Source organism: Natronorubrum halophilum, assembly GCF_003670115.1.
Classification (GTDB): Archaea; Halobacteriota; Halobacteria; order Halobacteriales; family Natrialbaceae; genus Natronorubrum; species Natronorubrum halophilum.
In genome coordinates, this window is the sequence record NZ_QQTY01000003.1 from 347,408 (window position 1) to 370,182 (window position 22,775).

The 22,775-nt window shown below is 59.9% G+C and carries 20 protein-coding genes and 1 pseudogene; 11 read left to right on the forward strand and 10 right to left on the reverse strand.

Features of this window, described 5'->3' with window-relative positions; all coding sequences use genetic code 11:
- Positions 1–124 precede the first annotated feature (124 nt).
- The 3 genes from DWB23_RS13785 to DWB23_RS13795 all read right to left on the reverse strand — a co-directional run bounded on the left by DWB23_RS13785 (position 125) and on the right by DWB23_RS13795 (position 2,909).
- Positions 125–1,351 carry an ABC transporter substrate-binding protein gene (locus DWB23_RS13785; RefSeq protein WP_121743399.1) on the reverse strand — a complete coding sequence of 409 codons (1,227 nt, stop codon included), beginning with the start codon at positions 1,349–1,351 and terminating at the stop codon, positions 125–127.
- Positions 1,352–1,483: 132 nt separating this feature from the next.
- Positions 1,484–2,182, reverse strand: coding sequence for an ABC transporter ATP-binding protein (locus DWB23_RS13790; protein ID WP_121743400.1), 699 nt, complete (start codon positions 2,180–2,182; stop codon positions 1,484–1,486).
- A gap of 1 nt (position 2,183) precedes the next feature.
- Positions 2,184–2,909, reverse strand: a complete 726-nt coding sequence (locus DWB23_RS13795) for an ABC transporter ATP-binding protein (protein ID WP_121743401.1) — start codon at positions 2,907–2,909, stop codon at positions 2,184–2,186.
- A 186-nt stretch (positions 2,910–3,095) separates the two neighbouring features.
- Here DWB23_RS13795 and DWB23_RS13800 point away from each other — a divergent pair, with 186 nt between their 5' ends.
- A complete protein-coding gene (locus DWB23_RS13800) occupies positions 3,096–4,331 on the forward strand; it encodes an iron-containing alcohol dehydrogenase (RefSeq protein WP_238717438.1) in 1,236 nt (411 codons plus the stop codon).
- A 931-nt stretch (positions 4,332–5,262) separates the two neighbouring features.
- Here the strand turns inward: DWB23_RS13800 and DWB23_RS13805 are convergent.
- The gene (locus DWB23_RS13805; protein WP_121743403.1) at positions 5,263–5,691 is read right to left on the reverse strand and encodes a nuclear transport factor 2 family protein; all 429 of its coding nucleotides are present in this window, start codon (positions 5,689–5,691) and stop codon (positions 5,263–5,265) included.
- Between the two features lie 143 nt (positions 5,692–5,834).
- Here DWB23_RS13805 and DWB23_RS13810 point away from each other — a divergent pair, with 143 nt between their 5' ends.
- The 6 genes from DWB23_RS13810 to DWB23_RS13835 all read left to right on the forward strand — a co-directional run bounded on the left by DWB23_RS13810 (position 5,835) and on the right by DWB23_RS13835 (position 10,445).
- On the forward strand, positions 5,835–6,998 hold the full coding sequence (locus DWB23_RS13810) for an LLM class flavin-dependent oxidoreductase (protein WP_121743404.1): 1,164 nt from the start codon (positions 5,835–5,837) through the stop codon (positions 6,996–6,998).
- 18 nt (positions 6,999–7,016) lie between these two features.
- The gene (locus DWB23_RS13815) at positions 7,017–7,409 is read left to right on the forward strand and encodes a VOC family protein (RefSeq protein WP_121743405.1); all 393 of its coding nucleotides are present in this window, start codon (positions 7,017–7,019) and stop codon (positions 7,407–7,409) included.
- Between the two features lie 26 nt (positions 7,410–7,435).
- Entirely contained in the window at positions 7,436–7,717 is a 282-nt protein-coding gene (locus tag DWB23_RS13820) for a hypothetical protein (protein WP_121743406.1), read from the forward strand.
- Positions 7,714–8,130 (forward strand): DUF120 domain-containing protein, encoded by a 417-nt coding sequence (locus tag DWB23_RS13825; protein WP_162989825.1) that lies wholly within the window; start codon positions 7,714–7,716, stop codon positions 8,128–8,130. Before DWB23_RS13820 ends, DWB23_RS13825 begins: the two co-directional genes overlap by 4 nt.
- A gap of 383 nt (positions 8,131–8,513) precedes the next feature.
- Complete coding sequence (ribB, locus tag DWB23_RS13830; protein ID WP_121743408.1) at positions 8,514–9,209, forward strand: 3,4-dihydroxy-2-butanone-4-phosphate synthase; 696 nt, start codon at positions 8,514–8,516, stop codon at positions 9,207–9,209.
- A gap of 12 nt (positions 9,210–9,221) precedes the next feature.
- The gene (locus DWB23_RS13835; protein WP_121743409.1) at positions 9,222–10,445 is read left to right on the forward strand and encodes an iron-containing alcohol dehydrogenase family protein; all 1,224 of its coding nucleotides are present in this window, start codon (positions 9,222–9,224) and stop codon (positions 10,443–10,445) included.
- Between the two features lie 889 nt (positions 10,446–11,334).
- Here the strand turns inward: DWB23_RS13835 and DWB23_RS13840 are convergent.
- From DWB23_RS13840 to DWB23_RS13855, 4 genes and pseudogenes are all read right to left on the reverse strand, one after another.
- Complete coding sequence (locus DWB23_RS13840) at positions 11,335–12,339, reverse strand: TatD family hydrolase (RefSeq protein ID WP_121743410.1); 1,005 nt, start codon at positions 12,337–12,339, stop codon at positions 11,335–11,337.
- Between the two features lie 121 nt (positions 12,340–12,460).
- A complete protein-coding gene (locus tag DWB23_RS13845; protein WP_121743411.1) occupies positions 12,461–13,879 on the reverse strand; it encodes an ATP-binding protein in 1,419 nt (472 codons plus the stop codon).
- A 125-nt stretch (positions 13,880–14,004) separates the two neighbouring features.
- Positions 14,005–14,228, reverse strand: a pseudogene (locus tag DWB23_RS24010) (ArsR family transcriptional regulator); the annotation flags it as partial.
- Positions 14,229–14,276: 48 nt separating this feature from the next.
- Entirely contained in the window at positions 14,277–15,404 is a 1,128-nt protein-coding gene (locus DWB23_RS13855) for a hypothetical protein (RefSeq protein WP_162989826.1), read from the reverse strand.
- Positions 15,405–15,833: 429 nt separating this feature from the next.
- On the opposite strand from DWB23_RS13855, the gene DWB23_RS13860 reads away from it, so the two are divergent.
- From DWB23_RS13860 to DWB23_RS13870, 3 genes are all read left to right on the forward strand, one after another.
- Complete coding sequence (locus DWB23_RS13860; protein WP_121743413.1) at positions 15,834–16,493, forward strand: metallophosphoesterase family protein; 660 nt, start codon at positions 15,834–15,836, stop codon at positions 16,491–16,493.
- Between the two features lie 15 nt (positions 16,494–16,508).
- On the forward strand, positions 16,509–18,827 hold the full coding sequence (gene ppk1 / locus DWB23_RS13865; protein WP_121743414.1) for a polyphosphate kinase 1: 2,319 nt from the start codon (positions 16,509–16,511) through the stop codon (positions 18,825–18,827).
- Positions 18,828–19,288: 461 nt separating this feature from the next.
- On the forward strand, positions 19,289–20,473 hold the full coding sequence (locus tag DWB23_RS13870) for a YybS family protein (protein WP_238717439.1): 1,185 nt from the start codon (positions 19,289–19,291) through the stop codon (positions 20,471–20,473).
- Here the strand turns inward: DWB23_RS13870 and DWB23_RS13875 are convergent.
- The gene (locus DWB23_RS13875; RefSeq protein WP_121743415.1) at positions 20,456–20,800 is read right to left on the reverse strand and encodes a hypothetical protein; all 345 of its coding nucleotides are present in this window, start codon (positions 20,798–20,800) and stop codon (positions 20,456–20,458) included. The genes DWB23_RS13870 and DWB23_RS13875 overlap by 18 nt on opposite strands.
- Before the next feature lie 57 nt (positions 20,801–20,857).
- Positions 20,858–21,802 (reverse strand): NAD-dependent epimerase/dehydratase family protein, encoded by a 945-nt coding sequence (locus tag DWB23_RS13880; protein ID WP_121743416.1) that lies wholly within the window; start codon positions 21,800–21,802, stop codon positions 20,858–20,860.
- A gap of 109 nt (positions 21,803–21,911) precedes the next feature.
- On the opposite strand from DWB23_RS13880, the gene DWB23_RS13885 reads away from it, so the two are divergent.
- Positions 21,912–22,775 (forward strand): universal stress protein, encoded by an 864-nt coding sequence (locus DWB23_RS13885; protein ID WP_121743417.1) that lies wholly within the window; start codon positions 21,912–21,914, stop codon positions 22,773–22,775.

Here is a 22,775-nt window from a genome sequence, read left to right on the forward strand (position 1 = left end):
CGTCGTAGCAGTTACAGGAACAAGCGTCGAACAGTGGGTGAGCGTACGAGAAGACGTCAGCAGGCGTCCCGATATGCCGCCTCGAGATCGGATTCGCCGGTACGAAATTGGCATGAAACAGCGTTTATATGTCAAGTTCGCCGGGCTCGTACGCCGGGAGCGGATCCGTCCGGAACGTTTCTTCCGGGGCGAAGCCGACGTCGGGCCAGTGGTCCGGCGACTCGCCGATGGTAAAGGAGTTGTAGATCTGAACCGAATTCTCGACCTCTCCCCACTCCGTGTACTCGATCGGCGAACCGAACAGGAGGTCGAAAGAGCCCGTTCGCGTCGCCTCGGCGATGTCGACCGGATCGGCCGATCCCGCCTCCGCTATCGAGTCGGCGATCAACCGAACCGAGACGTACCCGTTGACCTGCGCGTGGTCGAAGACGTCTCCGGTTTCCTCCAGGTACGTCGACGCCACGTCCGCGTAGTCGTCGCTGTACATATCCGTCGCGTTGAACGAGGCGAACGACTCTTCGATGCCGTCTCCGAGCGCGTCGTAGTCCGCCTCCATCGGCGTGATGGCACCGAGGTACAGATCCGGGTCGAGACCGACTTCGTACACCTGGTTGTACATGCTGCTGACACCCGCCGGGTGACCGCTGCCGAGTATCACCTCGGTGTCGTCGGGGAATCCGCGCAGCAAGGGGACGAAGTCCGTTTCGGGAATCGGTGCGGTCTCGGTAGTGAGGGTGATGTCGTCGGGGAAGTACTCGTCTATCGCAGCGCCGTACTCGTCCCCCCAGACGCCGTCCTCGAAGATGACGCCGATGTTGTTGTACCCTCCCTCTTCGATAATCTGTGCCTGCGCTCTCCCGACCGTTGGGGTCGCGGGAAGGCTCGTCCGGAAGACGAAGTCGTTGTCTCGCGGGTTCGCTGCGACGGCACCTGCTGCGTGGAGGTACAGCGGGACCTCGTTTTGTAGTGCGACGTCGCCGCCCCGAATCGCCGCCTCGGACGCGCCCGGTCCGATCCCCGCGACTGCGTTGTTCCGGTCGATCGCCTCCGTGAAGGCCGTCACCGTCTCCTGGGCCGTGCCTTCAGTGTCGACGACGTCGATCTTGATGTCCTGATCGCGGACGCCGCCGTCGGCGTTTATCTGTTCGGCCGCGAATTCGGCACCGTCTCGGTGCCGCGAACCGTACACCGAGAACACGCCCGACAGCGGTTCGAGGGCGACGATCGTGATCGTATCACCGCTCTCCTCGTCGCTGATGAAACACCCGGCGAGGATCGACGTACTGACGCCGGCGCCAGCTGCTTTAATGTAGTTACGTCTGTTCATGCGCGTCTTAGGCGTTCTAGTCATACTGCCATCTCCTCAAGTGGCCCAATACGTATTAAAATTTGTGGATTGATAACAGTTGACGTGGTTGGGTCGACGGTGAACTACCGCTCCGTCGGTACTTCGGGGTAGTATCTCGCGGTTCGAACGAGGCGTTCAGCTACTCAGGTAGGTCTCTTTCACGTGAGCGCTTTCGAGCATCTCGGCCCCGGTCCCTTCGGTCGCGATTCGACCGTTCTCGAGCAGGTAGACGCGATCCGAAAGCTCGAGGGCTCGATCGACGTGTTGTTCGATGAGGATGACCGTGATCTCTTCGCTGATCTCCGCTATCTTCTCGAAGACCCGATCCGCCAACTGCGGCGCGAGCGCGCCGGACGGTTCGTCAAGCGCTAAGACGTTCGGGTGTGCCATCAGCCCGCGTCCGATCGCGAGCATCTGCTGTTCGCCGCCGCTGAGCGTCCCCGCCTTCTGGTCGCGGCGCTCCTCGAGAACGGGGAACATGTCGACGACCTCCTCGTAGGTCTCCTCGAAGTCGTCACGGTGCGTGTACGCGCCCATTCGGAGGTTCTCGTACACCGTCAGATCGTGGAACAGGTTTCTTTTTTCCGACACGTGGACGAACCCCCGCCGGACGATTGCGCTCGGAGGGAGATCGTGCGTCTCCTCGCCGAACATTTCGATACTACCGTTCGTCGGCCTGAGCACCCCCGAGAGCGTCTTGAGGAGGGTCGTCTTCCCCGCTCCGTTCGGACCGACGATCGCGACGATTGAGTCGCTCTTTCTGATCTCGAGCGAGAGTTCCCACAGCACCTGGAGATCGCCGTAGTGAACGTCGATCTCTTCTACCGAGATCATATTACGCCTCCGCACCTCCGAGGTACGCCTCGGCGACGTGGCTATCCTGTTGAATCTGCGTCGGCGTTCCGTCGGCGATTTTCTGCCCCTGATTGAGGACGATGATTCGATCGGTCGCGTTCATGATCGCGTCCATCACGTGTTCGATCCAGAACACGGAGATGCCGAATTCGTCCCGGGTCTGTCGGAGATTTCGGGATAGTTCGTCGAGTTCGGTCGGTGTCAATCCACTTCCGATCTCGTCGACCAGAATGAGCTCCGGCTCCGACGCGAGCGCTCGCGCTAATTCGAGTTGTTTTCGATGAGCGATCGTGAGGCTGCTCGCATCCTCGTCGGCCTTCTCGTCGAGACCGATGAACTCGAGATACCGCCGGACGTTCTCTCGTTCTTCCGCCATCGTATCGGGGTCCTCCTTTCCGAACACAGCGCCGGCGAGGACGTTGTCGAGCACCGTGGATTCGTTGAACGTTCGCGCCGTCTGGAAGGTTCGGGTGATACCGTGCTGTGCGATTTTGTGGGGTCCCTTCCCGATCAGCTCTTCCCCGCGGAACGCGATCGAGCCCGTCTCCGGCGCATACACTCCGGCGATCGTGTTGAAAAGCGTCGTCTTTCCCGCCCCGTTGGGGCCGATCAGGCCGACGATCTCGTTGCGGTCGATGCTGAGACTGACGTCGTCGACTGCGGTCAACCCGCCGAAGCGTTTGGTAACACCGCTAACCGTTAGCATAGCCAGCCATATCCCCTACCACAACATAAAGTATAGGGTCTGTTCTAACGGCGGTGATGGACCGTCCAGTAACGAGCGAGGCCGTCGGCGTCCTTTCACCCCTCAGTAGACGCGTGCGGTGCCAATTTCCGTCTCTGTTTCGGAGATCCAGAAGAATTAATTGTCGGAACACGGATGGTAGATACTGTGACACACGACACAGTCCTCTCACGGGAGACACGAACGGTCGTATCGCCAAGCAACGTCGTCTTCGGTGTCGGTGCGGTCGACCAGATCGGAGACTACGCGTCGCTTCACGGCGAACGGGTCCTGTTGATCGCTACTGAACAGATATTCGATATCCACGGTGAACGGGTTCTCTCCATCCTCGAGGACGCGGGCATCGAGACGATGGTCTATACAGACGTGCGTCCGGATCCGACCGTCGAGAACATCGAGGAGGCGCACGCGCTCTGGGCCGATCGCGACTGCGATGTGATACTCACGTTCGGCGGCGGTTCCTCCATCGACACCGGAAAGGGCGTCGGGATTCTCGCCGCGAACGACGGCGAGATCCGAGACTTCGGCGTCGACAAAGCGGGGTACGAAGGGGTACCGAACCCGACGCCGCCCCTCATCGCCGTCAACACGACCGCCGGGACCGGGAGCGAGGCGACCCGGTCGGTCGTCGTCAGCGACGAATCCACGTCAACGAAGTTCCTCATCGTCTCGCAGAACGTTGTCCCGGACGTCGCGATCGAGGATCCGGAACTCTCCGTCTCGCTTCCTCGCAGTCACACTGCCTTTACGGGGATCGACGCTCTCACACACGCCATCGAAGCGTACGTCTCGGTACACTCGTACAGCATCCCTGACGGCTTCGCCGAAGAAGCCATGAAGCGTATCGCTCGGTCGCTCCCGGTTGCGTGGGCTAACGGGGATGACCTCGACGCTCGTGCGGATATGCTCGTGGGCCAACTCCAGGCCGGGCAGGCGTTTACGAACTCCTCAGTCGCGCTCGTTCACGGGATGGCGCGTCCGCTCGGCGCACAGTTGCACATCCCCCACGGTCTCGTGAACGCTCTCATCCTTCCGTACGTCGTAGAGTTCTCCGCAATGGCGGCCCCCGAAAAGTACGCCACCGTCGCCCGCATTCTTGGCGCTGCGGACGACGACGATCGAACTCGAGCGGCGGCCGACGAGGCCGCTGACGCGGTCCTTCAACTCTGTGAGGACCTCTCGTTAACGGGATATCTCGACGATTTCGGCGAGATACCCACTCGAGAGGAGTACCTCGATGTCGTCGACGAAATGACCCAGGACGCTATCGACTCGGGATCGCCGGACAACAATCCACGGAAACCGACTACCGAGGAGATTCGCGACCTCTACCTCACCCTGTACGACGATGCGCTCGCACCCGATAGTCCGCGCCGTTCCTGAAGAGGTATTTTCGGGTTTTCACACCCACGATTTTGGGTGGGGCGTGTTGAGAAGGAGTACTGACCGCTACTGTCTCTCTTCAGGGGTAGTTACACCACCACAGCGACCGAGCCACGCTCTAAAACCCTCCGTCGGCGGTTGATACTCGCGTTCGTGGATCTGAAACTCCGCGCGAGAATCGGACACCGAAACCCACACTCCCACCTCATCGAACGGAGGTCGAGTACTTCACTGTCACCGCTGAGAAAACGCACGACAGCGCTGATCGCACACGGAAACGTAGCACAATGCCGGGAAACGAACTTCGATACAGCCGCTTTCAGTATCGGCGGTTCGCGTCGCCCGGCGAGAACGACGGCTACTCCGCGACGCGGCCGAAAGCGAACGCCAGTCCGGTCGACGCGCGAATCATGGACAGTCTAACAGCCGTTTCGCCCTTCGTCATCATTCTGCTAATTCATATTCTACCTGGTTGTCCAATGCTTCTAACGCCCTATTTAATTATTAACGTTGGAAATGGGATTACATACATACCGATGTAAATACAGCACCACGTGTGAGACGTATGAACGGTCGTCGAGCGTCGATAGGCACATTCGCCCCTCTGGAGGCACCTCTTACGGGAGGTCGATCTTCGCTGGCGGTCTCTGTCGCACCCTTTTGGCCACGCACCACCGCCGTCGGCCGATCGGCCGACGGACGCAGAAGGTCTACAGACTGAGCAGGCTGAGGCGACTCACGAGCACCGACTGACCACCCACGGAGGTCCGCTCCTTCGCGCACCCGTCCGCTGAGGTTTCCCAGAAGACTATCGCAGCCGCTGCAGGTTACTGGACACTCGATCGCACGACGGCTGTGCTGAGTGCGTAACTCGTTGCAGTTGTTACGCTCACTCCACCTCGAGTTCGTGGCTCCTCCGTCTCGCCCCCGCTTAGAGCCAGGGGTATTGCTCCGTGTCCGTTCCGGCGTAATCGGGATCGAGATAGATAAAGAGGCGCTGGATCTTCCCGTTCCGGACTTCGAATACGTCACACCAGCGGCCACCGCCGGGTGTGCCGTCTGGTTTCCACTCTTTCCCCTCCGCGGTTTCGCCGGTACTCGTCCCCTCGACGACGATCATATCTCCGTCGATGACGTAATTGAACGTCTCGTAGTCGTGAGACATCGACGTGACGAGACTGCCGACATCACCGAACATCTCCCCGACTTCTTCGCGTCCGGTCGCGATCCCCCACTTCGGGTAGAAGACGCGGACATCGTCCGCAAAGAGCTCGAGGAAGTCGCCTCCGCGATCTAGCCGTCTGAAGTACTCGAGGACGATGCTCTTCCGTTCGACATCTGTTTCTGGAGTTTCTCCCATGTTAGTTATTGACGTGGCTAAGTTCCTATAACACTTCCGCCGGTCGGCAGCATCATTTCGATCGAACGGGCCGCCGGGAATTTTGTCGTCGGTTCGGACGTTCAGCAGTTAGTATTAAGTAGTGCCATGTGAACAGTGGTCATATGGAAACCTTTGCGTTCCACCTGATGCCGTATCAGGATATCGACGATATTACCGAGAAGAAGTCCGCCTGGCCCTGGGTCGAGCACGAGTACGATCCGGAGAAGGGGGCTCAGTATTACAAGGACTATCTCAGCCAACTCGAGTACGCCGCCGAGCTAGGATTCGACGGCATCGGTGTCAACGAGCACCACTACAACGCCTACGGGCTGCAGCCGAGTCCGAACATTACGGCGTCGAACCTGGCGGCCCGTACCGACGACACGACGATCGCGTTCTTCGGGAATCTGCCGGCGCTCCGCAAGAATCCGATCCGGCTCGCGGAGGAACTCGCGATGCTGGACAACATCACCGAGGGTCGGATCATCAGCGGCTTCCCCCGTGGCATCCCGAGCGAGTACCTCGCGTACGGAATCGACATCCGAGAGTCGCGCAGTCGCTTCGAGGAAGCGTGGGATCTGATCTTGAAGTCGTGGACCGCCGACGAACCGTTCGACTGGGACGGTGAGCACTTCCAGTACGAGAACGTCTACATCTGGCCTCGCCCCTACCAGGATCCGCACCCGCCGCTCTGGATGCCGGCCGAGAGCGAAGAGTCGCTTCGATTCACCGCCGAGAATCAAGTTCCGACGGGGCTGGTCTTCCAGCCGGTCGACACTATCAGCGAGAAGTTTTCCGAGTACCGCCAGTACGCGGAGGAGGATTACGGCTGGAGCCCCAGCGACGAGGATTTCAGCGTGATGCGAGCCATCTACGTCGCCGAGACGATGGAAAAGGCCCGCGAAGAAGCGGAACCTCACCTCCGGAAGTTCTATCAGACGCTCACCGCCGGCGTTCACGTCGGCGTTTCCGCGGGCATGATGGGCGATCAACCCTACGACCCCGAGAAGTGGGACGAGTACATCGAAGAGCTCCACCCGCACGGCGAATTCGCGTACAATTACGACTTCGACGAGTTTCAGGAGTACGGCGAGACGATCGTCGGTACCCCCGAGTACGTCGCCGAACAACTCGAGGAGCAGTACGAGGCCGTCGGTGGATTCGGCCGCATTGTCGGTCAGTTCCACTTCGGCGACCTCCCCGACTGGAAGGTCCGCAAGAACCTTCGACTGTACGCCGACGAGGTCAAGCCCGAAGTCGACAAGATCGGCGACGTCAATCCCTGAAGCGAGTTGACTATCGCTATGTCGCCATCGCTTCACCAGTCGCTGTTGATGGTCTCGGACCTCGATGCATCAGTGGCGTTCTACCGGGATATCGTCGGGTTGGAACCCGACGAGATCGCCGACGGGAACGCCGAGTTCGACACCGGCCGCTGTACGCTCGTCCTCGAGGAGGACTTCGATCCGGAGGTGCTCGACGCCTTCGGACTGGACGAACCTGGTGACGAGCGCGGACGAGGCGTCATCGTCGCGATCGACGTCGACGATCCGGAAGCGGTCGACACCGTGTGCGAGCGGGCCGCCGAAGCGGTCGAGACGGTCCGGATGGAACCGACTGACGTCGAGTGGGGGCGGCGGATGGCTCTCCTGTCCGATCCCGACGACTACACGGTCGAGATTTCGGCCCCGCGGTAGACAAGTCGACCTGAATATATATTAAAATGCGAACACTCGTTACCGCGGTTCGCCCGCGAGAGCCGCACCCGCAGCCGCAGGCGTCCATCGAAGAAACCGAAGACGCGCCGGCGTTCAACGAACGCCCAGTCGAGGAGGAACGAGCGATCACGGACGGCGTGTTTTCCGTCGAGGGATCGAAACCCGCCAGTGACGTACTGACGAACGCTACGGACGTCGCCGTCGTTACGGTCGACTACCGATGTCCACCGGAGCGGACCGCAACGCTGCACTCGAGCGAGACTCGAGGCCGGAGACGCAACACATGACAGTTACCGTAGAGGGTACCGTCGTTAGCGGTTTCGGTACCGGAAACGAATTCGTCTCTTTGGAGGGGTACGCGCGGCAGTTCCGGGCCGTACTAGGGTACGAGCCGTACCCCGGAACGCTCAACCTCGATCTTCCCCACCCGATCGATACTCGACTCGAGCAACTCGACCCAGTACGTATCAACGGCTGGCGGGATGGCGACCGCTCGTTCGGAGCCGTCTACTGCTATCCCGCGTCGGCCGCCGACGCCGACGAGTCCGTCCGGTTGCACGCTATCGTTCCAAAACGCACCGACCACGATACGTCGACGCTCGAACTCATCTCACCCGTCAATCTGCGGAACCGGTTCGATCTCTCCGACGATGCTTCGTTCGCGGTTCGCGTCGAGTCCGAGTCGTCGGATACTGGATAAGCGGATTGGCGTAGCGCTCCGAACCTGAGTTCGGAAACAGCGTTCTCTGCGAGACGACACGGCGCAGCCGTGATCAGTTCGGACCGATTCGTTCTCGTCGGGAATCGCCCCGTCGGTTTCGAGTAACGCGTTGGAAAGCTGCTCGTCGGTTTCGACAACTGCTTCTTCGAGGACGATCCGATCCGATTCACCCACTGCATTCCCCCAGGCAAAGAGAGAATCCGTCAGCCAGATCCTGGTAACGCACTGGGTCTGTGGGTTTTCTCCCGCGATACTCTCAGTATCTGTCAACAACGTTTATTTAGTATGACATCCAATCGCATGATGTTTCATGCGAATCAACGAATTACGGATGAAGGTGGTCTCCTGTGTGGAGTGAGAGCATGCTGCCGGATAACTACAGTTACCGCCAGAAAGACCCCGAAAGCGGAGTAGAGAACGCCGTCGAGGCGTTCAGAAACGGAGATCCGGTAATGATTCACGACGCCGCCGAGCGCGAAAACGAAGTCGATCTCGTTTACCCGGCCTATTCCATTACCCCGTCCGATGTCGCTCGCCTCCGGAACGATGCGGGCGGACTCATCTGCGTCGCGCTGTCGTACGACGTCGCCGAGGCGTTCGGATTGTCGTTCGTCGACGAGATGGTCGACCATCCGGCGACGACGGACACCGATATCGAGTACGACGATCGGTCTTCGTTCTCCCTGACGGTCAACCACCGGGATACCTTCACCGGGGTCGTAGACAACGACAGGGCGCTCACCATCTCCGCACTCGGCGATGCGGCGCGGGCTCCGGCCAGGACGGATTTCGCGGCCGAGTTCGACATTCCGGGACACGTTCACCTGTTGAAGGCCGCGCCGAACCTCCTCGCGGATAGACAGGGACACACGGAGCTCGGTATCGCGCTCGCTGAGCGGGCCGATATTCCGCCGGCCGCCGTCGTCTGTGAAATGCTAGACGACCGGACGGGCGGTGCGCTCTCCCGATCTAATGCCGCATCGTACGCTGCCGAGAACGATTTCGTCTTCATCGACGAGTCGACGATCATCGACGAGCTTACTTACAGGTCGAAGTGATCCGTGATCTAAATGAACGGGAACTTGTTTACCTTCGAGTACGAGCCGAGTACGATTCACCACGGCCCGGGTATCGTTGGGAATCTCGAGTCGGTACTCGATCGTCACGACCTCTCACGAGCCCTCATCGTCACTGACGGGAACCTGTCCGAGGTCCCCGTCGTGATGGATCCAGTCGAGAACGGAGCCAGCGACCGACTCGTCGGCACCTTCGACGGAGTGACGCCAGAGAAGTACCTGAAGACCGCCTACGAGGGCGCTCGCCGCGTCCGCGACGAGGAGATCGACGCGCTCATCGCGCTCGGCGGCGGGAGTAGTCTCGATATCGCCAAGCAAATCAGCGTCCTCGTCGGACACGACCGTCCCCTGGACGACGTCGTAGACGAGATCCTGGAACGGGAAGCGATGCTCCTCCCCGAGGAGGGCGTTCAGCTGATCGACATCTTTGCGGTTCCGACGACCCTCCCCGGCGCGGATCTCTCGCAGGTTGCGGGCATCAAACTCAGCCTCGATCCGGCCGGACAGGCCAAATCCGAGATTCCGAGCGCCGGCGTCTCCGACAGCCGGCTGATGCCGACGGTGGTCTTCCACGATCTGGAACTGTTCGCCACGACGCCGGAACGCGTCCTCGCCCGATCGGCGATGAACGGGTTTGACAAGGGGATCGAAATGCTGTATACCAAACACCACAACCCGATCACCGACGGGACGGCAGTTCGGGGCGTCAGGCTGCTGTACGAGGGACTTCCAGCGATCACCGCGGAGTCGACGAGCGAGGACGATCTCGCTCGAATCGTACGGGGGATCGCCGCGGCACAGTACGGGCTGTCGACCCCGAACGCGTACCGAGCCTCCGTGATTCATTCGTTCGGCCACGCTATCGCGCGGAACTACGAGGTCCAACAGGGAGTCGCACACGCGATCGCCGCACCGCACGTACTCCGCTACCTCTTCGAACAGGTCGACGGTCGTCGGGATCTGCTGGCCGAAGCGTTCCGGGTTCAAGACGAGACGGCCACCGCCGAGGAAACAGCCGACGCGGTCGTCGACGCCGTCGCGGCGACTCGAGACGCCCTCGACCTCCCGTCACAACTGCAGACGATCGAGGGGACGGAGCGGAGTCACTTCCCCGACCTCGCGCGGGCGGTCATCGAGGATCCGTTTATGGACGCCGGGCCGCGCAGACTCGAGGCGACGCAGTCCGATATCGAGTCGGTGTTCGAACGAATGTGGTGAGCCACGATACGACCGAGCGCATTCGGTGACCACCTCCAGGGCGATCCGCCGTCTCAGCGAAGAATTTTTGATACGCGGATTGGCAGTTAGACCTCGAGTTGTCGTGTCCCGAGCGAATCATCCGCATGCAGTGTAGTTCTCACGGTAGAGCCTCTCACGGCAGATCCGTTTGTGACACATTATAAATATATCTCAACCGTTTCTACGCGGGCACTGACAAAGAAGTTTGATAACGATGAGTTCTTCTGTTCTACTAGATCAATAATATATTGTATGCCGTTCCGGTTTTCGTGTTATCCGTCTCCGAAATCGGCGTCGTGTCGCTGACAGGCGTAATTCAGCGATCAATCTCCATCGAGGAGAAACGCGGTGTTCTCGCTATCGTCTCGCTCTGACAGATCCCGGAAGAACGAACCCGAAACGTTGTTTTTGGCCTCTCCAAGCGTTTCCTATGCTGTTCTTCTCGTTTCGGATCGACGGCAGTAGATCGCCAGTATCGCTTCCCGACAAGTCGGATCGCGTTCTCATTGACCGCGACGTGATCAGGGTATCGGTCGGCATCGGGCTGTAGAGTTGTTTTCTGGATCCAGTGATGGATCGTCGACCGAATCCGTTAAACACTGAATATATCGGAACACAATGTATATTTCAAATCTGAATATTATGTGGGGTAGGGCCGAACACCGGGATCTCGCTGTTCGTGTAGTGGCACACCGCTGACCAAATCTCGTGGTCTATAGACTAACAGGTCGATGCCTCGAGAGCCTCGCCTTGCATCGACTCGACAGGCTGTACAGGGCGGGTGTCTCGGAGTCGTACGAAAATCGAAGATTTCGTGATGACGAGACGCCGAAGGCGTCTCGAACCACGTGACCCGAGGCGGTTCACATCACGCCTCGAACTCGAAAACCTCGCGCGGATTATCCAGGACGACCCTTCGAATCGCCTCTTCGTCGATTCCGTACCGATACAGCTCGAAGATAGCCCGCTTCAGGGCGAACGGATCCGTTCTGAGGACGTTCGCACAGTCGGTATCGATCATGATCCGTTCCGGCCCGTACTCGTCGATCGCGTCGGCGACGTCGGCGGCAGTGACGCCGATCAACCACGAGTGTCCGATCGTATAGCTCAGATAACAGTCGGTGTTCTCCATCAGGTACTCCGTATTGTTTCCGTCGGCGTGCGAGGCGACGACTCGTCTGTCGTCTAACCCTGCATCTCGCATCGCCTCGACGTCTATCTTCACCGCGTCGAGAGCAGGGTTGTCGCCATCTAGTACGGGTTCGCAGCCGAGATTCGTATTCTTCTCGTACCCCGGGATACCCGTCCCGGGGCGATACGATCGCCCCGAGTCCGTAGACCGGTTCGGCGTGTGGAGGATCACCGGTAGCTCGTGTTCCGATGCGAGTTCCATCTGCGCCTGGACGATCGCCCGCTGGTGGTCGACGTCCCAGCTACTGACGTGCTGGGAGGGGGTGACGCCGGTTTCACCGATCGCGACTACCTCCTCGAGTTCGCAGTAGTCGCCCATCGCGGCCAACAGTTCGTCGGGGTTCTCGATACGGACGCCCGTGTGGATACCCAACCCGAGTTTGGCCTCGAAGAAGTGGTTTCGCTCGATCGCCGCCCGGCGATTGACCGCGTCGTCCCAGAGATACCTGATATCGTCGGCTTTGACGGGCTTGTACGGCGTCCAGTGATAGCCCGATGCGACCATGATCATGGACCGGCATCCGGAGAGGGCGTACCGCTCTCGGTCTTCCCACGAAAGCGTATGTGCGTGGTTGTGAACGTCTATCCACGGAAGATTGAGAAGCTCCCTCGGAATGTCTACGTCCTGTTCGTCGAGGTGCGTTGCGTCTGTCGGGCGTTTCGTCGGATGGGATGCTGTCATACTGAACCTCGTTGCTGAGCGAGACGCGTGTCTTTCTGGTAGCGAGTCGCGCTTCCCGGTTAAATCCACTGTCACTTAGCGTTTCACTCGGACTCGTACGGTGGTGTTCAACCGGGAGCAGCTACGAATCGGGAGACTCGTACGCTTGGCTAGCGGGTCGAAAAAGCCTCTCGAGGTCGTCGAGACCGAATAACGACCAACTGTCGTCGAGTTCGTCCTCGAGCCCGTCGACGAATCCGCTTTTCGAAAAGAGGGCGAACTGTTCCTCCCGGTTTCCTGACCCCCATCGAACGCTTTCAGCTTTGGATCGAAGACTCTTGACGAGCGCGTGGCCGACAGGATCGGCGGTCCACTTGCACTCGGCAAGCAGGATCCGATCGTCGTCTGGTGCGAGACCGACGATATCGATCTCCTCCTCTCCGTACCACCATCTCCCTACCTTCGCGTATGGGTCGATGTCACCGCATCGGACAGCCTCCCAGACGGCCTCCTGACAGACCTCCTCGTATGTCGTTGCAACGTGGGTGGGAAGATCAGGTTCGATGGTCCCATCGAAGACGACGGTCGGGGCTTCTTCGATACTCGAGCGGTTCGGCTCCATGTATCGGAACCAGAAACGCAGGAATTCATCGGCAACGCGATATCGAGACCGTTTGGACTTTTGCCCGGATGCGGTAACTGGAACGTCGCGGTCGATGAGCCGAAGTCGCCGAAGTGTTTGCAGATACTTCGATAACGGTCCCGGATCGACCCCCGTCGCTCCTGAAATATCGTTTGGTGTCGTATGGCCCAACGCAACTGCCTCGAGGATGCTCATGTAGCGGGCGGGAGTTCGCAACTCAGTCCGCAACAGGAACTCCGGTTCGTTGTAGAGGAGGGCTGTGGGCGAGAGGACTCTCGATCGAATGTTCTCGGCAAGTGTCCGGTCGTAGTCAAAGAGGGTGAGATACAGCGGTGTACCGCCGGTGACCGAATACGACCGAATCGCGTCAACAATATCATACGAAATGACGTCCCGGGCCTGCTGGAACGAGAACGGCTGGAGATCGATCTGACCCGTTCGCCGGCCGTATAGCGGGCTTTCGTGGCCGAGTACTTCGGACTCCATCGTACTCACGCTCGAGCCACAGAGGACGAGCATGGAATCCGTGTGCTGGAGTTGTTCATCGACGAACGCCTGGACGTATGACGGTACCGAGTCGTTCTCGTCGACCAGGTACGGAAACTCGTCGATGACGACGACGCGTCGCTCTGATGCTAATTTTTCGCCGAGGTACTCGAAGGCGTCATCCCAGCCGTCGATCCGCGGAATACGGTCGCTGAAACCGTCGGCGACTTGCTCAACAAATTTCTCACGTTGACGGTGTTCGGCTTCCTGTGCCGCGAGGAAGTAGATGTGCGGGCGGCTAGTACAGAATTCCTTGAGTAGTTCCGTCTTTCCGACGCGTCGTCGCCCATAGACGACGTAGAACTCGTGGTCGGGCGAGCCAAACGCAGTATCCAGCGCAGCCAACTCGTCGTTCCGATCGTAGAAGGTCATACTCTTCCTAATGATTCCTACGATAATGACTTGTATGTTTCGGCGAATCGCACGTCAGTTCAGAATCTCGTGATCGCGCGAGCCACCTCGATACTCGATTCAGAAGCACCCGACCTATCCAGCCTATTAACATCGACGAGCGGCGTGATCTCGCGGATGCACGGTCCCTTGTCGGCTTCGACCAGCAACCGGACGAGTCGGAACCGGGTCCCGTCGCCGAGCGCCGACAGCGTTCGAACATCGTCTCGAGGCCAGTGAGTTCCTCGAGTCGCTCCTAGAGGTCCTCGTTTCGACACTCGCCGAATTCGTCCTCGAGATAGCGGTGGAGTCGGTCGGCTGATTCTGCCATCGTCAGTACTTGTTGATTTCTCCGAATACGAGTGTCGTCGATTTTCAATCATGGCGAGTAGTAGTCGGAAAATAATCGAACCTGCTTTTCGATCGTGTGGCTAACGGTTTCCGAGTCGACGTAGCGGTAGGTCGGACCGATAATGGTGACGATCGGGTCGTCACGATAGAATCCGATCGGCCGCTGAGTTGTGGTTTCGATCGCGACGTACGGGCTGTCTCGGATCGTTTCAGCGTGGCGATAGCCGGTCGGAAGATCAGTGCGACGAACTCCGAGCAAGAGATGATCCGGCATGAACACGAGCGCCGTCTCGTACGCAAACGGGGGGTGTGACAGGATGCCGGCTAGCAGGTACGTGCCGTCCTTGCAGTCCCCGACCCCGTCGACGAGCGACTCTTCGACGGTTCGGAAATACTGGTAGACGCCTTTCGATTCCTCGTCCATTGCGTAGTCGAACGACTGAACGAATTGGACCGTCCGCTCGAGCAAGTCGCGTTCGGGATGGAGAGCGGTGGTCCGTTCGGCGTCTGGTCCGCTCGTTTGGACCGCAGAAGACGTAATTCGATCCGCCAGGTGGCGGGCGTACGGATTGTGACGGCTCTCGATGAACGTGCGGACGTATCCTCCCCGTCGGTCCCGTGCTCGCCGATAGGCCGATTTGCTGATCGTGTGCGTGAACTCGTGGGATGATCCATCGGTTCCTGCCCAGCGGAACGCTAGTTCGTAGCACCCTTCGCGATCAATTCGTTCGTGAATGGACCGGTCCTCCGGCACATCATCGGGACAGCACCGTTCCGCGTTGGAGCCGAACCCGACGAGTGACCGCTGTAGCGGATCGGACTCGCAGAGATATCGGTCCGCGGATCTGGACCTTTCGTACGGTCGATATCGAATTTCGTACATCCATCGGTCAGCGATGAATTCTACGATCGACGTATCGAACGCGAAGACGACCCGGCGGTCGAGCGAGTTCGTCGCACTGATCCGTGGACCCTCGTTCACTGCGAACACCGCTCCATCCGGGTACCGCCGCTTGTACGCGACTGGTCTGAACGCCGAAACGGGTTCGGGCGATCGAAATCGAACGGTAGCCAACGACGGTGACCGGTCGACGATCCTCGCCGTGATCCCCGTTTGATTGATCGCCTGTGGTTCGCTGAACCAGTCGCTCGTCATCCGATCTGCCACCGCGTTACCGGCCTTCGAGGAAGCTCCTCCAACGATACCGCTCGTCGCAGCGAACCGAGGAAGTGCTGCCAGCAGTTCTCGCCGATTCATGTCTCGTTGTTGACTGGCCACGAGGCCGGTCCCTATCCGAGGATTCAAACAATCTTGATATCAAACTATCGAAAAAATTATACATTGTCTCGTATCATCACGTAGATCGGAACGTAGATAGATATATCGATACAGTTCTCGATACCGACCATTTCGCCGATCCAAAGAGAACGGGTGAACGGTGAAAAGACGTCCGATCGGCTACTACTGTCATATATAAAGTACTACATAGTTGCCTATGGACCTCATATAAACGATTTATCGGCCGATCCTCGATATTTGTCACGAGCAAGTGTGACAACAGCAAATTCCGAATTACAGTCCACGATGCCCTTCGACCGGCGCCACATCGATCTCGAGGAGTACGGTGATCTCTACGTCGTCGGCGACGTTCACGGCTGTCTCGAGGCTCTCGAGGCGTTGCTATCGAAACTGGAACTCGACGACGACGATCTCGTGATCTTCGTCGGCGATCTGCTTCGGAAGGGACCGGCGAGCGGGGCGGTTCTCGACAGAGTACGACGCTCGCCGCAGCTAGTTTCGGTCCGTGGAAACAACGAGCAAAAACTCCTCGACGGGACGGCCTCGCTCGAAACCCTCGATTCGGACGACCTCGAGTACCTCGAAACGCTCCCGACCGCGATCTCGTGGGACGGCGGCCTCGTCGTTCACGGAGGCGTCGATCCGAACCGGCCGCTTTCCTCGCACTCGAGTGACTCGCTGTTGACGATGCGGGCCCCCGACGGGGATGGGTACGATGGTCCGTTCTGGTTCGACGAGTACGAGGGGGAACCGCGGGTGTTTTTCGGCCACACGGTTCTCTCACAGCCTCTCGATCGCGAGTGGGCGATCGGCCTCGATACGGGGTGTGTCTACGGCGGCAGTCTCACGGCGTACGACGTCCGCCGCGAGCAGTTCGTGAGCGTTTCGGCGAGCGGGTACGCGGATCGATCGGCCGATAAAATCGTCGCAACCAGCGGGCGATAACGGCGGGTCACGAGAATGAACGAACGAGAGTCATTCGACGGAACGGATCAGCGCGACAACGAGACGGATCAATCAGTGACCGAACCACCGGATACCGGTGCCGACGACACCGAGGGTGTACCGAACGAAACGGAGCCATCGATGCGACCGGCCAGCGGGACTGACGAGACGGAACTCGAGTACCGTTCGATTTCCGCTGATTCCGAGCCGACAGCCGCGACGAACGGAACGTCGGTCGCCGCTGTCGAAAGCATCCCCGTCGACGGATCGGAAGTTGACCTTTCCGACCCGACCTACTATCTCAACCGCGAACGCAGCGAACTCGCGTTTCAACGACGCGTTCTCTTCGAGGCGCTCGACGACGAAAACCCACTGTTAGAGCGGGTGAAGTTCCTCGCGATTTTCACGACGAACATGGACGAGTTCTTCCGCAAGCGAGTCGGCGGGCTGAAACAGCAGATCGCTGCGGGAATCACCACGAAAACCCCCGACGGGAAGACGCCGACCGAACAGTGGGTGGAGGTGCTTGAGGAGTCTCGGTCGCTGTTCGAACTCCAGAGTCGGTGTTACCGGGAGGAGATACGCCCCGCCCTGGAGGAGAACGACATCCGAATCGTCGATCACGAGGCGCTGTCGCCGGAGACGCAAACGCGCCTCCGCGAGCGCTTCGAGAGTTCGATTCTGCCGACCCTGACCCCGCTGACGTTCGATCCGGCACACCCCTTCCCGTTCATCTCGAACCAGAGCCTTTCGCTCGCCGTCCTTACCCGAGAACATCCCGACGCCGAGCCCACGTTCTCCCGAGTGAAGATCCCCCGTAATCAGGTCCGACTGCTTGCAGTCGACGGCGAGACGCGGTACGTTCCCCTCGAGAGCGTTGTCCGCGCGAACCTCGATCTGCTCTTTCCGAACGTCGAACTCGTCGAGATGGTCCTGTTTCGCGTGACGCGCAACGCAGAAGTGCGGCGCAACGAGGAAGTCGCGGAGGATCTGATCGAGATGATCGAAGAGGTGATCGAAGAACGACGCTTCGCCACCGCCGTTCGTCTCGAAATCGAACCCGACGCGCCCGATCAGATTCGCGACATTCTGACGGAGCAACTCGGACTCGACGACCGGGAGGTCTTCGAACTCCAGGGACCGCTCGATTACCGGGATCTTTCGGAGCTGACTGCACTGGGGCGCCCGGATCTCCAGCTTCCCGACTGGACGCCACAGCCACACCCCCGACTCGAGACGTGCAACGACGAGTCGACCATCTTCGACGTCATTCGCGATCGCGACATCCTCGTTCATCATCCGTACCACTCCTTCGAGGGAACCGTCCAGCGCTTCCTGCAGGCGGCAGCCAACGATCCGGACGTTCTGGCGATCAAGGCGGCGATCTACCGAACGGCGAGCGATTCGCGGATCATCGAAAGCCTCCTCGAAGCCGCCCGGAACGGTAAGCAAGTCGCGGTCATGGTCGAATTGAAGGCGCGCTTCGACGAGAAAAACAACCTCGAGTGGGCGAAGAAGCTCGAAGAAGAGGGGATTCACGTGGCCTACGGGACGATCGGCTACAAGACCCACGCGAAAACCTCGCTGGTCGTCCGCAGGGAGGACGACAGCGTTCGGCTCTATTCTCACATCGGAACCGGAAACTACCACTCCGAGACGGCGAAACGGTACGAGGACCTCGGATTGCTGACGGCCGATCGCGACATCGGCCAGGACCTCGCGAGTCTCTTCAACTACTTCACCGGCCATTCGATGTCACAGGAGTACCGGAAGTTGCTCGTCGCACCGGGGAACATGCGCGAGCGCTTTACGTCCCTGATCCGCGCGGAAACCCAGCGCGCGCTCAACGGGAACGACGCACGGATCGTCGCCAAGATGAACCGACTCGAGGATCCGACGCTGATCCGAGAATTGTACCGGGCGTCGATCGCTGGCGTCGATATCGACCTGATCGTTCGCGGCATCTGCCGACTCCGACCGGGGATCGACGGCGTCAGCGAGACGATCACCGTCCAGAGCATCGTCGGCCGGTTCCTCGAGCACTCGCGGATCTTCTACTTCCGTGCCGACGGTGCGGACCGATACTACATCGGCTCGGCGGACTGGATGTCCCGCAACCTCGACAGCCGCGTCGAAACCGTGACGCCGATCGAGGCTCCCCAGTTGCAGACCGGACTCCGGGAGATCCTCGAGACGCTCCTGTGCGATACGGCAAACAGGTGGGTGATGCAATCGGACGGCAGCTACGAGCGGTGTCGGCCGTCGACCGACGAGCCGAGCGAAGACGCTCACGAGACGTTCATGCGGTTGGCAGGGATCACCGGACCGCGGTGACGAGACCGTCGTCTCCGCACACGCAGTCGCGTCGATTCGGGCGCGAAAACGGAGTTTTACGTTGATACCGATATCCCTCCGACGTTCCCCCATCGATAATACGAATAGTATCTATAGGCGGAGCAGGGCGCGAAGCCCGACCCTTGTGGTCGGTGTTGTTCACGAGACTTCCTCGAGAGATGGGTGTCGTTGAAACGACGCTACGCGATCCGTGAATCGCCAGCGCACGAGTCGCGCCCGATCCGAAAACCAGTTCGAAAAGTGGACAGTCACCGGCAGTATACCCGACGGAACGGACGAGAAGACCTATATGCGAAACCCGACGGAACATACGTAGTCTGACGGACGGAATTCCGTCCGTCGTTCCATACGATGTACGCTCGAACAATCGCCGATGGGGGTGATCGACTATCGACCGACGAACGCTGATCGCTTTTGGGGCGTTGGCCGTCGTGTTCGTCGTGTTAGCCCTGGGATCGCCCGCTATCACGCCGCCCAGCGATGCCGCGGTCGAACAGCAGAAACCGATGGTGACCGTCGACGACGACTCGTCGATATGGCCGTACACGAGTCGGGCAACGACGTTCGAAGAACGAACGCTCGCGATCAACATGGTGATCGCCGGTGATCCAGCGGAAACGCGCCAACACCTGGAAGAACGGAGCCGCGGCGAATGGAACGAAACGACGCCCGATCAGGAGGACGTGAGCGCTGACGGACCCGACGACCCCGTCGGAACGGCAACGGCCTGGGGACGCGCCGACGGTTCGACGCGGTACACCTACGTCAACCCAAGCGACGACTCGTCCGGCGGGCTGTGGCTCGGCGAGAGCTATCAGCTACACGACGGCGAATACTTCGGTTCGCGCCATCACATTCGAGCCTACGAGTCGCCCACCGACGACGAGTGGACCGCGATTCAGGCCCACAGCGAACACTGGGACTGGTTTCGCCTCGGCCACACGGTCGACAGCGTCGAAACCTCACAGCGATACGTCGAACGCGAGTTCATGGACCGTCGGTACGTGGCGAACGTGACGCGCGTCCATCTGGGCAACGACCACGGTTCGGACGCTAACGGCTGGGTGACGATCGTCGACCTCGAGAACGGCTCTCCGCTTCACTTCGCGCTCGTCGGTCTGTTACCCGGTGCGATGCTCGCGAACCGACTTTCTTCGCGGACCGCCATGCGAGCGGTGGCTACCTCTCGAGTGTCCCGTGCGCTAGTGTTAGCTGGCTCGCTGATCGGACTCTACCTCGGTATCCGGTTCGGAGCGCTCGCCGTCGAGACGCGATTTAGCGACGCCGGCCCGAAGCTTGTCGTGAGAGCGTTCTACCCGCTGCTCGTCGTCGGATTACCGGCCTGTACGTATTATCTCGCCCGGTCGCTGGATCGCCAGACGGCCTTCGCCGCCGGCTCGATCGGCTTCGCGGTCGCGATTCTGTTCGATTACACGCTCCTCGGTGTGACGCGACTCCCGGTCAACGTGCTCGTCCATCGATTTTCGACGGCGATCGCGCTCGGATTCATCGCCGCGGGCGCGTCACACACCGTCCGTGTCGACCCCGAGGACCACGATCTCGTGCGACTCGGCGTGCTCCTCTGGATCGTGACTGTGTTCGTCCCGCTACTTCGATTCCTGTAGCAACCGATCGTCGACCGGTGTCGATTCAGACTCCTCGGGGCTCGTGTACGGACGCGACCACGGCGGTGTTACTCGCGTGTAGCCGACGACACCCACGAAGGTGACGGTGTAACACATCCAGCGCGGCACTCCCATTCCCTGAACCCAGACCGTCATCACCAGCGCCCAGGTGGCCAACACCGCCGTATCACGACAGATCCGTTCCCCGTTGTGCCGAAGATACGCGGACAACCGACGACGTCGGGACTCGAGTACCGGGCGGTCATCGTGTCCTGCCTCATCGACGTCGCGGTTCGTCCCGGAGCGGTCGGGTTCGGTTTCGGTCACGTTGCTGTGGTGTTCGGGAGCGACAGAATACGCTTTTTGGTTCGACCCGGTCGCCGCTCAGTTCGGATTCACCATTCGCGGTCCGTCCGAGAGATACGGCTGACAGACCCGTTCAACGCCCTCTTCGAAGTCTATCCGGGGTTCCCAGCCGGTTTCTTCACGGATCTTTGAACTGTCCCCACACGTGTCGTAGATGTAGTTTTCGAGCGGGACGGCTTCGTACGTCGGTTCGATATCCGTCTCTAGGACGTCGTTGATCAGGTCGACCATCTCGTTGAACGAGTAGGGGTCGCCCGTCCCGAGATTGTACACGCCCGCCAGTTCGTGGTCGGCGGCTTCCTTGAGTCCGCGAACGATGTCGTCGATGTGCGTAAAGTCCCGCGTTTGCGTCCCGTCCCCCCACAGTACGGGCGCGTTCCCGTTGGCGATCTCATCGGCGAACTGCGAAACCGTATTTGCGTACGCGCCTTTGTGTTCTTCGGTCCCCCCGTAGCCCTGATAGACCGAGAAAAACCGCATTCCGGCGAGCGTCAACTCGTCGTAGAAGTCGTTGTAGTACTCCGCGTACCGCTCTCTCCCGAGCATCGACGCGTCGTACCCCGTCGCGGCTTCGATATCGATGTCTTCGGCCGTCGGCGTCGTTCGGCTCCCGTAAACCGACGATGACGACGCGTAGACGATCGTCCGGCAGCCGTCCGCCAGCGCCTGTTCGACGACGTTTACGAAGCCCTCGATATTGACTCGAGCGCCCTCTCGTGGGTTTTCCTCGAGCATCTGCCGGCTCGAGAGCGCCGCGAGGTGGTAGACGACGTCCACGTCGGTCGGGAGATCCTCGTCGAGAACGTCCGCCTCGACGTAGGTCACCTCGTCGTCGAGGTTCTCGGATGTTCCGAGATAGCCGTTATCCAACGCGATAACCTCGTTGTGCTCGGCGAGCGCGTTCGAGAGATTTGACCCGATAAATCCCGCACCGCCGGTAACGAGTACTCGAGCGTTCTGCATGGGTACTGGTTTCGACGTACTTCATATAGAAATACCGGATCAGTACCGATCGCCAAGTAAACGTTCGGGGGTACTGATAAACGGATCCGGAACATAGTCGGTCGTAGTCATGTATAACCGTATTCTCGTTCCCGTCGACGAAAGCGATCCCGCGGCGGCGGCGCTGGATCACGCGCTCGAGATCGCCGACGAGTGGGATGCGACCGTTTCCCTGCTCTACGTCGCGGATACGAACGAGTCCAGTCAGACTCGTCTCGGTACCGAGGTCGTCGACGTTCTAGAACAGGAGGGCGAAGAGATCGTTTCGAACGCTCGCGAACGAGTCGCGGAACGCGGTGTCTCCGTCACCACGGATATTGTCCAGGGGATTCCCCACGAAGCCATCGTCCAATACGCCGCGACGCACGACGCCGACCTCGTGGTGATGGGGACCCACGGCCGGGACGGACTTGAGCGATACGTTCTCGGAAGCGTCGCGGAGCGCGTCGTCAACAGAGCGACGATACCGGTTCTGACGGTCCGCGCGGCCGACGATGTGACGACGAGCTATCCGTATACCGCCGTCCTCGTCCCGACGGACGGAAGCGATCACGCGATGGCCGCCCTGCAGCGAGGCGCGGACGTGGCGAATCGCAACAATGCCACGGTTCACCTCCTCTCCGTCCTCGAGGAACCGATACTCGGATTAGGGAACGACCGATCCGATCGCGACGAACGGGTCCGAGGACTACTCGAGGAAGCCACGTCGACGGTACAGAACGCGGGTGTCGACGACGTTGTTACCGCCGTCGAGTCGGGATCGGTGCCACGGGAAATCACCTCGTACGCGGATTCGGAGGGAATCGATCTCATCGTGATGGGAACGCACGGCCGAACGGGGATCGATCAGCACCTCCTCGGGAGCATCACCGAACGGGTACTTCGAACCGCGTCGGTCCCCGTCCTGACGACGAATCGAAAAAATCCCTCGTGA

Excerpts from the sequence above, each read along its gene's own strand:
- DWB23_RS13785 (WP_121743399.1), bottom strand. The coding sequence starts at position 1,351 with ATGACTAGAACGCCTAAGACGCGCATGAACAGACGTAACTACATTAAA.
- DWB23_RS13790 (WP_121743400.1), bottom strand. The coding sequence starts at position 2,182 with ATGATCTCGGTAGAAGAGATCGACGTTCACTACGGCGATCTCCAGGTG.
- DWB23_RS13795 (WP_121743401.1), bottom strand. The coding sequence starts at position 2,909 with ATGCTAACGGTTAGCGGTGTTACCAAACGCTTCGGCGGGTTGACCGCA.
- DWB23_RS13805 (WP_121743403.1), bottom strand. The coding sequence starts at position 5,691 with ATGGGAGAAACTCCAGAAACAGATGTCGAACGGAAGAGCATCGTCCTC.
- DWB23_RS13810 (WP_121743404.1), top strand. The coding sequence starts at position 5,835 with ATGGAAACCTTTGCGTTCCACCTGATGCCGTATCAGGATATCGACGAT.
- DWB23_RS13815 (WP_121743405.1), top strand. The coding sequence starts at position 7,017 with ATGTCGCCATCGCTTCACCAGTCGCTGTTGATGGTCTCGGACCTCGAT.
- DWB23_RS13820 (WP_121743406.1), top strand. The coding sequence starts at position 7,436 with ATGCGAACACTCGTTACCGCGGTTCGCCCGCGAGAGCCGCACCCGCAG.
- DWB23_RS13825 (WP_162989825.1), top strand. The coding sequence starts at position 7,714 with ATGACAGTTACCGTAGAGGGTACCGTCGTTAGCGGTTTCGGTACCGGA.
- ribB (WP_121743408.1), top strand. The coding sequence starts at position 8,514 with ATGCTGCCGGATAACTACAGTTACCGCCAGAAAGACCCCGAAAGCGGA.
- DWB23_RS13835 (WP_121743409.1), top strand. The coding sequence starts at position 9,222 with ATGAACGGGAACTTGTTTACCTTCGAGTACGAGCCGAGTACGATTCAC.
- DWB23_RS13840 (WP_121743410.1), bottom strand. The coding sequence starts at position 12,339 with ATGACAGCATCCCATCCGACGAAACGCCCGACAGACGCAACGCACCTC.
- DWB23_RS13845 (WP_121743411.1), bottom strand. The coding sequence starts at position 13,879 with ATGACCTTCTACGATCGGAACGACGAGTTGGCTGCGCTGGATACTGCG.
- DWB23_RS13855 (WP_162989826.1), bottom strand. The coding sequence starts at position 15,404 with ATGACGAGCGACTGGTTCAGCGAACCACAGGCGATCAATCAAACGGGG.
- DWB23_RS13860 (WP_121743413.1), top strand. The coding sequence starts at position 15,834 with ATGCCCTTCGACCGGCGCCACATCGATCTCGAGGAGTACGGTGATCTC.
- ppk1 (WP_121743414.1), top strand. The coding sequence starts at position 16,509 with ATGAACGAACGAGAGTCATTCGACGGAACGGATCAGCGCGACAACGAG.
- DWB23_RS13880 (WP_121743416.1), bottom strand. The coding sequence starts at position 21,802 with ATGCAGAACGCTCGAGTACTCGTTACCGGCGGTGCGGGATTTATCGGG.
- DWB23_RS13885 (WP_121743417.1), top strand. The coding sequence starts at position 21,912 with ATGTATAACCGTATTCTCGTTCCCGTCGACGAAAGCGATCCCGCGGCG.